Source organism: Streptomyces sp. NPDC048191 (assembly GCF_040652655.1).
In the GTDB taxonomy this organism is placed as follows: Bacteria; Actinomycetota; Actinomycetes; order Streptomycetales; family Streptomycetaceae; genus Streptomyces.
Genome location: NZ_JBEZMO010000020.1, coordinates 123,849 through 137,656, shown reverse-complemented (window position 1 = coordinate 137,656; position 13,808 = coordinate 123,849). Strand labels below are relative to the sequence as shown.

The 13,808-nt window shown below is 70.7% G+C and carries 13 protein-coding genes; 5 read left to right on the top strand and 8 right to left on the bottom strand.

The genetic code is table 11. The annotated features are described in order from the left end of the window. Positions 1-199: 199 nt before the first annotated feature. The 3 genes from recA to AB0D93_RS28595 all read left to right on the top strand — a co-directional run bounded on the left by recA (position 200) and on the right by AB0D93_RS28595 (position 4,942). A complete protein-coding gene (gene recA / locus AB0D93_RS28605; protein WP_362125027.1) occupies positions 200-1,327 on the top strand; it encodes a recombinase RecA in 1,128 nt (375 codons plus the stop codon). Between the two features lie 2 nt (positions 1,328-1,329). Continuing rightward, on the top strand, positions 1,330-2,205 hold the full coding sequence (recX, locus tag AB0D93_RS28600) for a recombination regulator RecX (RefSeq protein WP_362125025.1): 876 nt from the start codon (positions 1,330-1,332) through the stop codon (positions 2,203-2,205). Positions 2,206-2,413: 208 nt separating this feature from the next. After that, positions 2,414-4,942 (top strand): ABC transporter permease, encoded by a 2,529-nt coding sequence (locus AB0D93_RS28595; protein ID WP_362125022.1) that lies wholly within the window; start codon positions 2,414-2,416, stop codon positions 4,940-4,942. A gap of 137 nt (positions 4,943-5,079) precedes the next feature. Here AB0D93_RS28595 and AB0D93_RS28590 read toward each other — a convergent pair whose 3' ends face one another. The 8 genes from AB0D93_RS28590 to AB0D93_RS28555 all read right to left on the bottom strand — a co-directional run bounded on the left by AB0D93_RS28590 (position 5,080) and on the right by AB0D93_RS28555 (position 11,361). Then, positions 5,080-5,499 carry a rhodanese-like domain-containing protein gene (locus AB0D93_RS28590; protein WP_362125071.1) on the bottom strand — a complete coding sequence of 140 codons (420 nt, stop codon included), beginning with the start codon at positions 5,497-5,499 and terminating at the stop codon, positions 5,080-5,082. Further along, positions 5,490-6,023: a cysteine dioxygenase gene (locus AB0D93_RS28585; RefSeq protein WP_362125020.1), complete on the bottom strand. Its 534-nt coding sequence runs from the start codon at positions 6,021-6,023 to the stop codon at positions 5,490-5,492. The genes AB0D93_RS28590 and AB0D93_RS28585 overlap by 10 nt, the downstream gene beginning before the upstream one ends. A 71-nt stretch (positions 6,024-6,094) precedes the next feature. Beyond that, entirely contained in the window at positions 6,095-6,181 is an 87-nt protein-coding gene (locus AB0D93_RS28580) for a putative leader peptide (RefSeq protein WP_362125068.1), read from the bottom strand. Positions 6,182-6,259: 78 nt separating this feature from the next. After that, positions 6,260-7,864: an FAD-dependent monooxygenase gene (locus tag AB0D93_RS28575; protein WP_362125017.1), complete on the bottom strand. Its 1,605-nt coding sequence runs from the start codon at positions 7,862-7,864 to the stop codon at positions 6,260-6,262. Between the two features lie 176 nt (positions 7,865-8,040). Next, positions 8,041-8,931, bottom strand: coding sequence for an amino acid ABC transporter permease (locus AB0D93_RS28570; RefSeq protein WP_362125013.1), 891 nt, complete (start codon positions 8,929-8,931; stop codon positions 8,041-8,043). Beyond that, positions 8,928-9,593 carry an amino acid ABC transporter permease gene (locus AB0D93_RS28565; RefSeq protein WP_362125010.1) on the bottom strand — a complete coding sequence of 222 codons (666 nt, stop codon included), beginning with the start codon at positions 9,591-9,593 and terminating at the stop codon, positions 8,928-8,930. The genes AB0D93_RS28570 and AB0D93_RS28565 overlap by 4 nt, the downstream gene beginning before the upstream one ends. Before the next feature lie 77 nt (positions 9,594-9,670). Beyond that, entirely contained in the window at positions 9,671-10,507 is an 837-nt protein-coding gene (locus AB0D93_RS28560; protein ID WP_362125007.1) for a glutamate ABC transporter substrate-binding protein, read from the bottom strand. 77 nt (positions 10,508-10,584) lie between these two features. Beyond that, entirely contained in the window at positions 10,585-11,361 is a 777-nt protein-coding gene (locus AB0D93_RS28555; protein ID WP_362125004.1) for an amino acid ABC transporter ATP-binding protein, read from the bottom strand. Between the two features lie 291 nt (positions 11,362-11,652). On the opposite strand from AB0D93_RS28555, the gene AB0D93_RS28550 reads away from it, so the two are divergent. Beyond that, positions 11,653-12,339 (top strand): response regulator transcription factor, encoded by a 687-nt coding sequence (locus AB0D93_RS28550; RefSeq protein ID WP_362125001.1) that lies wholly within the window; start codon positions 11,653-11,655, stop codon positions 12,337-12,339. 9 nt (positions 12,340-12,348) lie between these two features. Next, the gene (locus AB0D93_RS28545; RefSeq protein ID WP_362124998.1) at positions 12,349-13,752 is read left to right on the top strand and encodes a HAMP domain-containing sensor histidine kinase; all 1,404 of its coding nucleotides are present in this window, start codon (positions 12,349-12,351) and stop codon (positions 13,750-13,752) included. The last annotated feature ends 56 nt before the right edge of the window (positions 13,753-13,808 follow it).

Genomic DNA, 13,808 nt, shown 5'->3' with positions numbered 1-13,808 from the left:
TGGTGCGCTTGACACGAAAATCGAACATCCATTCTCATGGAGGCTCAGGCGAGGCATTGCGCAGTGAACTTCGTCCCGTTTTGCGGGAGGAAGCCCCTCGGTTATCCACAGGCTGGGCCTGCGTCGGGGCGCATTGTCAGTGGCAGGCGTTAGCGTCTTTGACGTGAAGCGATCGACTCAAGCAAACCGGGTGGAACCCATGGCAGGAACCGACCGCGAGAAGGCGCTCGACGCCGCGCTCGCGCAGATTGAACGGCAATTCGGCAAGGGCGCGGTCATGCGCATGGGCGAGCGGTCGAAGGAGCCCATCGAGGTCATCCCGACCGGGTCGACCGCACTCGACGTCGCCCTCGGCGTCGGCGGCCTGCCGCGCGGCCGTGTCGTGGAGATCTACGGACCGGAGTCCTCCGGTAAGACCACGCTGACCCTGCACGCCGTGGCCAATGCCCAGAAGGCCGGCGGCCAGGTCGCCTTCGTGGATGCCGAGCACGCCCTCGACCCCGAGTACGCGCGCAAGCTCGGCGTGGACATCGACAACCTGATCCTCTCCCAGCCCGACAACGGCGAGCAGGCCCTGGAGATCGTGGACATGCTGGTCCGCTCCGGTGCCCTCGACCTCATCGTCATCGACTCCGTCGCCGCGCTCGTCCCGCGCGCGGAGATCGAGGGCGAGATGGGCGACAGTCACGTCGGTCTGCAGGCCCGGCTGATGAGCCAGGCCCTGCGGAAGATCACCAGCGCGCTCAACCAGTCCAAGACCACCGCGATCTTCATCAACCAGCTCCGCGAGAAGATCGGCGTGATGTTCGGCTCCCCGGAGACCACGACCGGTGGCCGCGCGCTGAAGTTCTACGCCTCCGTGCGCATCGACATCCGCCGCATCGAGACCCTGAAGGACGGCACGGAGGCGGTCGGCAACCGCACCCGCTGCAAGGTCGTCAAGAACAAGGTCGCCCCGCCCTTCAAGCAGGCCGAGTTCGACATCCTCTACGGCCAGGGCATCAGCCGCGAGGGCGGCCTGATCGACATGGGCGTGGAGCACGGCTTCGTCCGCAAGGCCGGCGCCTGGTACACGTACGAGGGCGACCAGCTCGGCCAGGGCAAGGAGAACGCGCGCAACTTCCTCAAGGACAACCCCGACCTGGCCAACGAGATCGAGAAGAAGATCAAGGAGAAGCTGGGCGTCGGTGTCCGGCCGGAGGAGCCCGCCGCCGAGCCGGGCGCGGACGCCGCGGTCACGGCCGCGCCCGCCGACGACGCCAAGGCGGTGCCCGCCCCGGCCGCGGCCAAGGCCACCAAGCCCAAGGCCGCCGCAGCCAAGAGCTGACCGTGACACGACGAACCGACTGGGCCGAGTACGAGTACGCCACCCCCGGTGCCCCACGGGGGAGGGGCGCCGGGGGCTCCCCGGACTTCGCACCGGGCGGTGACGACGGATACCCGGACGACGGTTACGAGGGTTACGACGAGCACCGCGGGGGCGGGCACCGCGGGGACTTCGGCGCAGCCCACCCGGGCGACCGGGGCGACGAGCCGGCCTCCGGGGACGGCTCGTCCGGCCGAGGCCCGGGCCGTGGCTCCGGCAGTGCCGTCGGGTCGCGGGCCGGCCGGGGGCGCGGTCGGCGGCGGCGCGGCTTCGGGGACGCGCCGAGTGAGGACGAAGGCGCCCCTTCCTCGTCGAGGGCCGAGCGGGGGGAGTCTTCGGGGGACCCGGCTGAGCGGGCACGGGCGATCTGCCTGCGCCTGCTCACCGGGACCCCGCGCACCCGCAAGCAACTCGCGGACGCCCTGCGCAAGCGGGAGATCCCCGAGGATGTGGCCGAGGAGGTGCTGTTGCGGTTCGAGGAGGTCGGGCTGATCGACGACAGCGCGTTCGCGGACGCCTGGGTGGAGTCCCGGCACCACGGCCGAGGACTCGCACGCCGGGCACTCGCCCAGGAACTGCGGACCAAGGGGGTCGACTCGACACTGATCGACGAAGCCGTCTCCCAGCTCGACTCCGAGCAGGAGGAGGCGACGGCCCGCGAGCTCGTCGCCCGCAAACTACGCGCCACTCGTGGCCTCGACCGTGACAAGCGGCTCCGCCGCCTCGCCGGCATGCTGGCCCGCAAGGGCTACCCCGAGGGCATGGCCCTCCGGGTCGTCCGGCAGGCCCTGGAGGAAGAGGGCGACGACACCGAGTTCCTCGGAGAAGGCGACTTCTGAGTCCCCGGGCCGGGGAAGGGCATCGGCCGTCTCCGGATCCTCCACGGGCGCAGGGGGGTTAACCCCAGCCCAAGACGCCGGGCCACCGCAGTGCTCTCCCGGCCACGCGCGGGCGAGTCTGTACTCACGCTCCGGACCACGGCACCCACGCCGGCCGGCCGGTCGCGTACGACCCTGCCGACGCGTACAACAGAAGAGAGCCCGCCCCATGATGCTGCGATACGCCCTCAGGACGGTCCGCGCCCGGAAGGCGGGATTCCTCGGCGCCTTCCTCGCGCTGATGTGCGCGGCCGCTCTGATCACAGCCTGCGGCACCCTCCTCGACACCGGCCTGCGCGGCACCATCCGCACCGAGCGCTACGCCGCCGCTCCTGTCGTGGTCTCCGGTGACCAGTACGTCCACCAGACCACCGTCAAGCACAAAAAGGGCAAGACCAAGGTCAAGCACAAGGCGAAACCCATCGCCGAGCGCGCCTGGATCTCCGAACGGCTGCGCACCAGGCTCGCCCACGCCCCGGGCGTGGCCCGGGTCGTGCCCGAACTCACCTTCCTCGCCCAGCCATTGACACCGGCCGGCACCGGCGGCCGTACCGCCTACGGACATGCCTGGGACTCCGCCGCGTTGACGCCGTACCGGCTCACCTCCGGTACCGCGCCCGCGTCCGACGGCGACCTGGTCATCGACAGCGACCTCGCCGCACGGGCCCGGCTGCGTCCGGGTGACCGGCTCACCGTGCAGTCCACGCAGACCCCCCGCAGTTACCGCATCACCGGTATCGCCACCCCGGCCACCGCCGTGCGCCACCAGACGTCCCTGTTCTTCTCCGCCGCCGAGGCCCGCCGGCTCGCCGCGCACCCCGGGGAGGTCAGCGCGTTCGGCGTGCTGCCGGCCAAGGGAGCGGACCCCGAGAAGGTGCGGACGGCGGTGAAGCAGGCGTTGGACGGCACCACCGCCCAGGTCAGCACCGGAGCTGCCCGCGGACCCGTCGAGTTCCTGGACGCGGCCGCCGCCCGCACCCGGCTGGTCAGCATGGGCGGCGCCATGGGCGGGACCTCGCTGCTGGTCGCGGTGCTCGTGGTCGTCGGCACCTTCGCGCTGACCGTGCAACAGCGCCACCGCGAACTGGCTCTGCTCCGTGCCGTCGCCGCCACACCCGGGGACATCCGCAGGCTGCTCGGCCGTGAGGCGCTGATCGTCGGTGCCGCGGCAGGCACGCTGGGCGCGCTGCTGGGCCTGCCCCTGGGCGGCTGGCTGCACTCCAGGTTCGTCGCCCTGGGCGCCGTACCCGACACGCTCGAGCACACCGTCAGCGTCTTCCCGCCGTTCGCCGCCCTCGCCGCCACCCTGCTCGGTGCCTGGGCCGCGGCCCGGATCGCCTCACGCAGGATCGTCCGGATCCGCCCGACCGAGGCCCTCGCCGAGGCCAGGACCGAGCGGACCCGTCCCGCATGGGGCCGGATCGTCGCCGGACTGCTGCTGCTCGCCGGTGGAGTCGTCCTCGTCGTCGTCCTCACCTCCCTGCGCACCGAGCCCGCCTCGACTCCCGTGACCTTCCTCGCCGTCGTCGTCCTGTCCACCTCCGTCGCCCTGCTCGGCCCCCTGCTGGTCAAGGCGGCCGCGCTGCTGCTCGCTGGCCCGCTCCGGCTCACCGGTCACGGCGGCCGTCTCGCCACCGCCAACCTGCGCGGCAACGCCGCCCGTATGGCCTCGGTCGTCACCCCGCTCACCCTGCTCGTCGGCATGACCTGCACCGTCCTGTTCGTCCAGTCCACCCTCGGCGATGCCGCCCGCGCCCAGGCCCGCGACGGCGTCCGAGCCGACTGGGTCGTCACCGCGCAGGGACCCGGCGTCCCCGCCGAGGCCGCACAGCGGCTGCGCGCACGGCACGACACCGTCACCGAAGTCGTCCGTACGACCATCCGCGTCGGGCTCGACAAGTACCCCGCGCAGGGCGTCACCCCGGCAGGCCTGACCCGCACCTGGGACCCGCAGGTCACCGCCGGCTCCCTCGACCGGCTCGGCCCGCACACCGTTGCCATCAGTCGACTGGCCGCCGACCAGCACCACTTGACGCCCGGCAGCACACTGAAACTCACCCTCGGAGACGGAACCCCCGCCACGCTCACCGTCGCCGCCGTCTATGCCCGGGGTCTCGGCTTCGGCGACTTCACCTTCGCCCACGACCTCGTCGCCCGCCACGTCGACAACCCGCTCGCCTCCTCCGTCCTCGTCGGCACGACCCGCACACAGACACAACTCACGACTACCCTCCGTGAGTTCCCGGAGCTTCGGATTCTTTCGCCGGCCGCCGCCGATGACCTGCAGGCGGACCGGCAGCAGGCGAACGCCGAGGTCAACCGTCTCGCCATGGCACTCGTGCTGGCCTTCACCGCCATTGCCGTGGTCAACACGCTGGCGATGTCGGTCGCGGAGCGTGTCCGGGAGTTCGCCCTGCTCCGCCTCGCCGGCGCGACCCGCCGCCAGGTGCTGGGCATGCTGCGCACCGAGACGCTGTCCGTCCTGTTCCTCGCCACCTCGCTCGGCAGCGGGATCGCGCTCGCCGTACTCACCGCGTTCAGCGTGGGGATGACGGGCCGGGCGACTCCCTCGGTCACGCCCCTGCTCTACCTCGCCGTCGTCGGGGTCGCCGGCCTCCTCGCGCTCCTGGCCAGTGCGATCCCCGGACGGGCGGCACTTCGGGTGCGGGCGGTGACGGTCGCCACGGCGAAGGAGTAACGCAGGCCGGCGACGCGGGAGGGAGGGCACGGCGAAGGAGGCGCACGGCGAAGGCCAGGCTGCGATGTACCCCATGCCAGGCACGGGGTACATCGCAGCTTCCGGCGCCGGATCTGCCGGAGCCGACCCGCCACGGCTCAGGGTGCCGTCGGCTCCACCGGGAGTCCCTGTGCCCGCCATGCCTGGAAGCCGCCCACCAGGTCCGTCGCCCGGTGCAGACCGAGTTGGCGGAGAGAGGCGACGGCGAGGCTGGAGGCGTAGCCCTCGTTGCAGACCACCACGACGCGCAGGTCATGGCCGGTGGCTTCGGGAACGCGATGGCTGCCCTGCGGGTCGAGGCGCCACTCCAGCTCGTTGCGCTCGACGACGAGCGCGCCGGGGATCAGCCCGTCCCGCTCGCGCAGGGCCGCGTACCGGATGTCGACCAGCAGCGCCTCGCCCGTGCGCGCCGCCTCGTGCGCCTCTTGTGCCTCGATGCGCCGGTAGCCCGCGCGCACCCGCTCCAGCAACTCGTCGATGCCGACCGGTGCCTGTCCGGTGTCGCCGCTCACTGCCAGTCCTCCGGGCGTTCGACCTGCTCCAGGCGCAGGACCTGGCCGTTCCGGCTGTAGCGGCGGATGCGCGGCAGAGGCGGGAAGTAGGCGTGCACGGAGATCGCGTGCTCATCGGGGGACTCGTTGAGGACCTCGTGGACATGGTGTTGGCCGAAGGTGCGGCCCTCGCCGGCGGGCAGTCGGCGTGCGCGGTCCACGTCCTCGGTGAGTTCCAGGGTCTTCCAGCCGTCGGTGGGGAGCCGGGCGGCGAGCGAGTGCTCCTTGAGCACGCCGGAGGCGGTCAGGAACGCGCCGATCGACTCGGCGTGGTCGTGCCAGCCCGTGCCGGTGCCGGGCGGCCAGCCGATCAGCCACGCCTCGCTGCCGCCCGGCCCCCGCAGCCGCAGCCAGGTGCGGCCCTCCGGATCGAGTGGGAGCGAGGCGATCAGCTCGGCGTCGGCGGCCGTACGCCGTACGAAGTCGAGGAGGTCCGCCTGGGTGGGCGCCGAGCCGACGGCAGGGGACACGGGAGTGGGGGAGACAGACACGTGCACCGTCCTGAGGGATGTTCGCGGAACGGGCGCGCGCACCGCGGCGCCCGGAAGGAAAGAAGGCGAAATCAGCAGGACGGACGACACACGCAGCCCGCGTAGCGGACGAGGTCCATATGGACCCTCCGCCACAGGCGCACGCAGCTGTCGGTCATGGTGCGGAGTACAGCATGTCGGTGTACTCCGGTCAACTCACCGTCACCATGTGGACAGAGGGTGACAGGCCAACGGGGTCAGTGGGAACCGGAGGCCGCCTGCGCCTCCTGCTTCACCGCGCCGCCCACCGTCGCCTCCGCCGCCGCGTACAGGTCGGCCGGACGGACCCCGCTCAGCGCGGTGACCAGGTGGCCGTCGGGGCGCACGAGCAACACGCTGTGCGCCGGCGCACCCGGGTAGCTCTCGGCGACCAGCAGTTCGGCGCGGTACGGCAGCGCGGTCACCGATGCCGCGAGCCGGGGCATGACCCCGGCCGACATCCAGTGCTTGCGGTCCCACACGCCCGTGCCCGGCGCGATCAGGACGACGAGCAGGGCGCCGCGGCCGAGCCGGTCGCGCAACTGGACGAAGGAACCGTCCTCCGCGGTGACGCGCACGTCGGTGACCGGTGCGCCCGGCGGGGTGCCGACCGGGATCTCGCCCTCCAGACGCCCGGGCGCCAGCGGCGAGTCGGCGTACCTCACCGCCGCGCCGAAGGGGCCGCGCCCCAGATGACCGTCCGAGAGCAGCGCATCCTGCCCCCGGGCCGCACCCGGGACCATATGGCGCAGCCCGCCGGCACCGCGCAGCACCGGCATCACCTGGTCGGCGGCGCGCAGCCGGGCGGCGACCACCGCACGCCGCTCGGCCTGATAGCTGTCCAGCAGCGCCTCGTACGGGCCGTGGTGCCAGGCCGGGGCCAGCTTCCAGGCGAGGTTGTCGGCGTCCCTGAGGCCCTCGTCCAGCCCCTGCGTGCCGAGCGCGCCGAGCAGGTGGGCCGCGTCCCCGGCGAGGAAGACCCGGCCGACGCGCCACCGGCGGGCCAGCCGGTGGTGCACGGTGTGGACACCGGTGTCGAGCAGCTCGTACGGCGGTGTGGAGCCGTCCGTCCAGCCCGCGAGGGTCTCGCGGATCCGGGACACCAGGATCTCGGGGGTGACCAGGTCCTTGCCCGGTGGCAGCAGCCAGTCCAGGCGCCACACGCCGTCCGGGAGGGGGCGGGCGGTCACCTCCCCGGCGGAGGGGCCGGACTGCCGCCACGGCGGCATCCGATGAAGCAACGCCCGGCCCTCCCACGGAAGTTCCGCGCGCAGTGCGGCGACCGCGTGCCGCTCCACCGCCGTACGGCCCGGGAAGCGGATGTCCTGCAGTTTGCGCACGGTGGAGCGCGGCCCGTCGCAGCCGACCAGATAACTGCCGCGCCACCAGGTGCCGTTCTCGCCCCGCGTGTGCGCGGTGACGCCGGAACGCTCCTGCTCGATCGAGTCCAGGCGGCTGTCCACGGCGATCCGCACCAGCGGCTCGTCGGCGATGGCCGCGCGCAGGGCGGCCGTGACGACGTGCTGGGCGATGTGCAGCGGGGCGGCGGGGTCCGCCTCGTCGAAGGTGACCTCGCTCAGCACCTGCCTGCGCCTGAGGGACCGCCATCCGGCCCAGCGCACACCGTGCTCACCGAGCGCCACCCCGGTCAGCCGCTCCAGCAGGGCGGCCGTGTCCTCGCGCAGCACGATGGTGCGCGCGGGCCGGGGTTCGTCCTTGCCGGGGCCCTCGTCCAGGACGACGGACGGCACCTCCTGGCGGGCCAGCGCCAGCGCGAGCGTGAGCCCGACGGGCCCCGCTCCGACGATGATCACCGGGTCCATGACGCGGCGCCCCCTGCCCGTGACGATGCCCTGACGGAGACAAGTGAACAGGAAGGGGGAGCGGGGTGCACGATCACAGAACGTATGCAACCCATTGGCAGAGTTTGCGTCAAGCGACCGGAGGCAGTGGCGATCAGGCCACTGCCTCCGGTACTGCTTTCGGGTCTGACCTGGCGTCAGGCTGCGGTTCCCGTCCCGGCGGTGCCCGCGATGTCGACGCTGTCCTCGACACCGAGTACCGCCCCGGTCGACTTCTTGCGCCGCCGCAGCCGGCCCTCCAGCCAGCTCGCGAACGAGGTCAGGGAGAAGTTGATGATCACGAAGATGACGGCCACCACCGTGAAGGAGGCGATGGTGTTGGCGCCGTAGTAGCCGCTCATCGTGTTCGCCGACGCGAGCAGCTCGGGGAAGGTGAGGACGGCGCCGCCGAGCGCGGTGTCCTTCACGATGACGACCAGCTGGCTGACGATCGCCGGGAGCATCGCGGTGACCGCCTGCGGCAGCAGGATGAGCCGCATCACCTGGCCCTTGCGCAGACCGATCGCCATGGCCGCCTCGGACTGGCCCTTCGGCAGGGCGAGGATGCCCGCGCGGACGATCTCGGCGAGCACCGACGCGTTGTACAGCACCAGGCCGGTGACGACCGCGTACAGCGGACGGTCGTCGGAACTCACGTTGGTGTACTGGCTGTACAGCTCGTTGCCGAAGATCATCAGCACGAGCACCGGAATCGCGCGGAAGAACTCGATGACGACCGTCGCCGGTATCCGCACCCACGCATGGTCCGAGAGCCGGGCGATGCCGAAGAAGGCACCCAGCGGGAGCGCGATGACCATCGCCAGGGCCGCCGCCTTCAAGGTGTTCTGCAGACCGGGCCAGATGTACGTCGAGTAGGCCTCCGAGCTGAAGAACGGCTTCCACAGCGCCCAGTCCAGCTGGTTCTTGTCGTCGAGGGACTTGTAGACCCACCACAGGAGGGCCGCGAGGACGACCAGGAAGACCGCCGTGTACAGGACGTTGCGCCGTTTGGCGCGCGGGCCCTGGGCGTCGTACAGGACCGAGCTCATCGCTTCACCGCCACCTTCTTGCCCACCCAGCCGAGGATCAGACCGGTCGGCAGTGTCAGGCAGCAGAATCCGAAGGCGATGACCGCGGAGATCGCCAGCAGCTGTGCCTCGTTCTCCACCATCTTCTTCATCAGGAGCGCCGCTTCCGCCACGCCGATCGCGGCCGCCACCGTCGTGTTCTTCGTCAACGCGATCAGCACGTTGGTCAGCGGGATGACGGCCGCGCGGAAGGCCTGCGGGAGCACCACCAGGAACAGCACCTGCGTGAAGCTCAGACCGATGGCCCGGGCCGCCTCCGCCTGGCCGACCGGAACCGTGTTGATGCCGGAACGGATCGCCTCGCAGACGAAGGCCGACGTGTAGACGATCAGACCGAGCACGGCCAGCCGGAAACTGTACGTGTCGACCTTGTCCGAGCCCAGGGAGACGCCCAGCGTGTCGTGCAGGCCGAGCGAGGCGAACAGGATGATCACCGTGAGCGGGATGTTCCGCACGATGTTCACGTAGGCGGTGCCGAAACCGCGCATCAGCGGCACCGGGCCCACCCGCATGGCGGCCAGCAGAGTGCCCCAGACCAGGGAGCCCACGGCGGAGAGCAGCGTGAGCTGCACCGTCGTCCAGAAGGCGCCCAGCACGTCGTACTTGTCAAGAAAGTCGAACACGATCTCCCGCGCTTCCGCGTGTTAGGGATGCCCCGGGTGCGCCGTCCTCGGGGACGGCGCACCCAACGGGCGTTGCCTCAGCTCTTGATGTCGCCGATCTTCGGGGCGGGCTCGTTCTTGTAGTTGGCCGGGCCGAAGTTCTTCTTCACGGCCGCCTCCCAGGAACCGTCGGACACCATCGCCTCGAGCGCCTTGTTGATCTTGTCCTTCAGGGGGCTGCCCTTCTTGACGCCGATGCCGTAGTTCTCGTTCGTCATCTTGAAGCCGCCGAGCTTGAACTTGCCCTTGAACTGGGCCTGGGCGGCGTAGCCGGCGAGGATCGAGTCGTCCGTGGTCAAGGCGTCGATCGCCTTGCTCTGCAGACCGGTCAGGCAGGCCGAGTACGTCGGGTACTGCTGGAGCTGCGCCTTGGGAGCCAGCTTGTCGTGCACGTTCTGCGCCGACGTCGAGCCGGTCACCGAGCACAGCTTCTTCTTGTTCAGGTCCGACGGCGACTTGATCGAGTTGTCGTCCGCGCGGATCAGCACGTCCTGGTGGGCCAGCAGGTACGGCCCCGCGAAGTCGACCTTCTGCTGACGCTCCGGGGTGATCGAGTAGGTGGCGGCGATGAAGTCGACGTCACCGCGCTGCAGCATGGTCTCGCGGTCGGCGCTCTTCGACTCCTTCCACTCGATCTGGTCGGCGCTGTAACCGAGCTTCTTGGCGACATAGGTGGCGACGTCGACGTCGAAGCCCGCGTAGCCCTGCGGGGTCTTCTGGCCGAGGCCCGGCTGGTCGTACTTGATGCCGATGGCGATCTTCTTGCCGCCGCCGGAGGAGCCGTTGCCGTCCTTCTTGCCGCCACCGCACGCGGTGGCCCCCACGGTGAGAGCGAGTACGACGGCCGAGGCGGCGGTGACCTTGCGGAGCTTCATGGTGAACATCCTTTGAGTGGTGCGGAACGAGGTCCGTGTGAAAAGGCAACCCGCAGCGGCGGGGCGGGGCTGGCCCCTCAGTGGTGCAGGATCTTGGACAGGAAGTCCTTGGCCCGGTCGCTGCGCGGGTTGCTGAAGAACTGGTCGGGCGCAGCCTCCTCGACGATCCGGCCGTCGGCCATGAAGACCACACGGTTGGCAGCCGATCGTGCGAAGCCCATCTCGTGGGTGACGACGACCATCGTCATGCCCTCGCGGGCGAGCTGCTGCATGACCTCGAGGACCTCGTTGATCATCTCGGGGTCGAGGGCGGAGGTCGGCTCGTCGAAGAGCATGACCTTCGGACCCATCGCCAGCGCCCGCGCGATGGCGACGCGCTGCTGCTGGCCGCCGGACAGCTGGGCGGGGTACTTGTCGGCCTGGGTGCCCACGCCGACCCGGTCGAGCAGGGACCGGGCCTTCTCCTCGGCCTGCTTCTTCTCCGTCCTGCGGACCTTGAGCTGCCCCAGCATCACGTTCTCGAGCACGGTCTTGTGCGCGAAGAGGTTGAAGGACTGGAAGACCATCCCGACGTCCGCCCGCAGCCGGGCCAGCTCCTTGCCCTCCTGGGGCAGGGGCCTTCCATCGATCGAGATGGTGCCCGTGTCGATGGTCTCCAGCCGGTTGATGGTGCGGCACAGGGTCGACTTTCCGGACCCGGAGGGCCCGATGACCACGACGACCTCGCCGCGGGCGATCGTCAGGTCGATGTCCTGGAGCACATGCAACGCGCCGAAGTGCTTGTTGACGCTCTTCAGGACGACCAGTTCGTCGGACGTGACCACGTCTTCCTTGGTCACCGATACATTGGTCATCGCTCTCGGGCTCCGTCCTCCTCGGTTTCGGTGGACAGTAGTGAGCGGCTGTGACCTGCGTCATCACATCTGAGGGAGATCTGAGCATCACGATCCGATAGCAATCGGACACGTGTCGTAGCACTTGTCGTGCGTGTGCGTATCGGCCGGATAACGGAACCGAGAGGCAACCGGAACCCTCTTGACGCCGTCCTTGTCCATCGGCGTCACTGCCATGGGGCACGCGCGCGCGTGGCCTACGGGAAGCGCGCGAACCCAGACCGTACGACCGCTGAACCGGAGGGGGCCGGGATGAGACTGCTGCTCGTCGAGGACGACAACCATGTCGCCGCGGCCCTGTCCGCCGTACTCGCGCGACACGGTTTCGACGTCACCCACGCGCGCAGCGGCGAGGAGGCCCTGCAGGCGCTCGTCCCCGAGGGCAACGGTTTCGGTGTGGTCCTCCTCGACCTGGGCCTGCCCGACCAGGACGGTTACGAGGTCTGCGGCAAGATCCGCAAGCGCACCAGCACCCCGGTGATCATGGTCACCGCGCGCTCCGACGTCCGCTCCCGCATCCACGGGCTCAACCTGGGCGCCGACGACTACGTGGTGAAGCCGTACGACACGGGGGAGCTGCTCGCCCGTATCCACGCCGTCAGCCGGCGCACCGCGCACGAGGACCCGGCGACCGGCGGGGAGGCGGCCCTGCTCCTCGGGTCCGTCCGCATCGAACTGCCCACCCGGCAGGTCACCGTGGACGGTTCGGTCGTCCAACTGACCCGCAAGGAGTTCGACCTGCTCGCCCTGCTCGCGCAGCGCCCCGGAGTGGTCTTCCGGCGGGAACAGATCATCAGCGAGGTCTGGCGCACCAGCTGGGAGGGCACCGGCCGCACCCTGGAGGTGCACGTCGCCTCCCTGCGCGCCAAACTCCGCATGCCGGCGCTGATCGAGACCGTACGCGGCGTCGGCTACCGGCTCGTCGCCCCGGCCGCCTAGCGGGTACGGGTGCGCACACGGCTCCTGCCGCTGCTCATCGTCCTGATGGCGGCCGTCCTCCTGGCCCTCGGGCTCCCGCTCGCCATCAGTCTGGCCGCCGCCCAGCAGCAGAAGGTCGTCGTCGACCGCATCGACGACACGGCACGCTTCGCGGCGCTCGCCCAGTTCGTCACCGCCGGACCCAGCGGATCACGCCGCACCGGCACCGACGAGCGTCTGGAGGCCCTGCGCAGCGAACTCACCAACTACTACGGTGTCTACGGCATCAACGCGGGCGTCTTCTACCGCAACGGCTCGGCGATGGCCAACGCTCCCGACGACTGGTTCGTACCGCGTACGGGGGAGGTACGGGAGGCCTTCGACGAGGCGCTGCTCAGCCGGCGCAGCCACGACCCCAAGCAGGTGTGGCCCTGGCAGCGCAGCCGGCTGGTCGTCGCCTCGCCGGTGATCCGGGACGGTGACGTCGTGGCGGTCGTGGTCACCGAGTCGCCCACCGGGCAGATGCGTTCGCGGATCCTGCGCGGCTGGCTGCTCATAGGGGCCGGCGAGAGCGCGGCGATGCTGCTGGCCGTCGGGGCGGCGCTACGCCTGACCGGCTGGGTCCTCAGGCCGGTGCGGGTGCTGGACGCCACCACGCACGACATCGCCACCGGGCGGCTGAAGTCGCGGGTGGCGGTCGCCGGCGGGCCGCCGGAACTCAGAAGGCTGGCCCGGTCGTTCAACGAGATGGCGGACAACGTCGAGGATGTGCTGGAGCAGCAGCGCGCCTTCGTCGCGGACGCCTCGCACCAGCTGCGCAACCCGCTCTCGGCGCTGCTGCTGCGCATCGAACTGCTGGCTCTCGAACTCCCGGAGGGCAACGAGGAGATCGCCTCGGTCCGCACCGAGGGCAAGCGCCTCGCGCAGGTCCTGGACGACCTGCTCGACCTGGCGCTGGCCGAGCACGCCGAGGCGGATCTGACGCTGACCGACATCGGCGGGCTGGCCGAGGAGCGGGTCGCCGCCTGGTCTCCGGCCGCCGACGCCAAGGGCGTCCGGCTGACCGGCGACTGCCCGCCCACGACCGGCTGGGCGGACCCGATCACCCTGTCCAGCGCGCTGGACGCGCTGATCGACAACGCCGTGAAGTTCACCCCTGAGGGTGGCACGGTGGAGGTCACCGTCGCCGCCGACGGTGACAGCTCCACGGTCGTCGTCACCGACACCGGGCCCGGCCTCACCGACGAGGAACTCACGCGCGTGGGCGACCGCTTCTGGCGCAGCGGCCGCCACCAGAACATCAAGGGCTCGGGCCTCGGCCTCTCCATCGTGCGCGCGTTGCTCACGGCGGGCGGCGGCTCGATCGACTACGCCCACCATGAGCCACGGGGGTTGCGGGTGACAGTGACGGTGCCCAGGCACGCGGAACCGTGAGGGGCGCTGAGCCGGGCCCGCCACCGCCCGGCCCGGCCACGCAGAGTTCAAAGGAC

Excerpts from the sequence above, each read along its gene's own strand:
- recA (WP_362125027.1), top strand. The coding sequence starts at position 200 with ATGGCAGGAACCGACCGCGAGAAGGCGCTCGACGCCGCGCTCGCGCAG.
- AB0D93_RS28595 (WP_362125022.1), top strand. The coding sequence starts at position 2,414 with ATGATGCTGCGATACGCCCTCAGGACGGTCCGCGCCCGGAAGGCGGGA.
- AB0D93_RS28580 (WP_362125068.1), bottom strand. The coding sequence starts at position 6,181 with ATGACCGACAGCTGCGTGCGCCTGTGGCGGAGGGTCCATATGGACCTC.
- AB0D93_RS28575 (WP_362125017.1), bottom strand. The coding sequence starts at position 7,864 with ATGGACCCGGTGATCATCGTCGGAGCGGGGCCCGTCGGGCTCACGCTC.
- AB0D93_RS28570 (WP_362125013.1), bottom strand. The coding sequence starts at position 8,931 with ATGAGCTCGGTCCTGTACGACGCCCAGGGCCCGCGCGCCAAACGGCGC.
- AB0D93_RS28560 (WP_362125007.1), bottom strand. The coding sequence starts at position 10,507 with ATGAAGCTCCGCAAGGTCACCGCCGCCTCGGCCGTCGTACTCGCTCTC.
- AB0D93_RS28555 (WP_362125004.1), bottom strand. The coding sequence starts at position 11,361 with ATGACCAATGTATCGGTGACCAAGGAAGACGTGGTCACGTCCGACGAA.
- AB0D93_RS28550 (WP_362125001.1), top strand. The coding sequence starts at position 11,653 with ATGAGACTGCTGCTCGTCGAGGACGACAACCATGTCGCCGCGGCCCTG.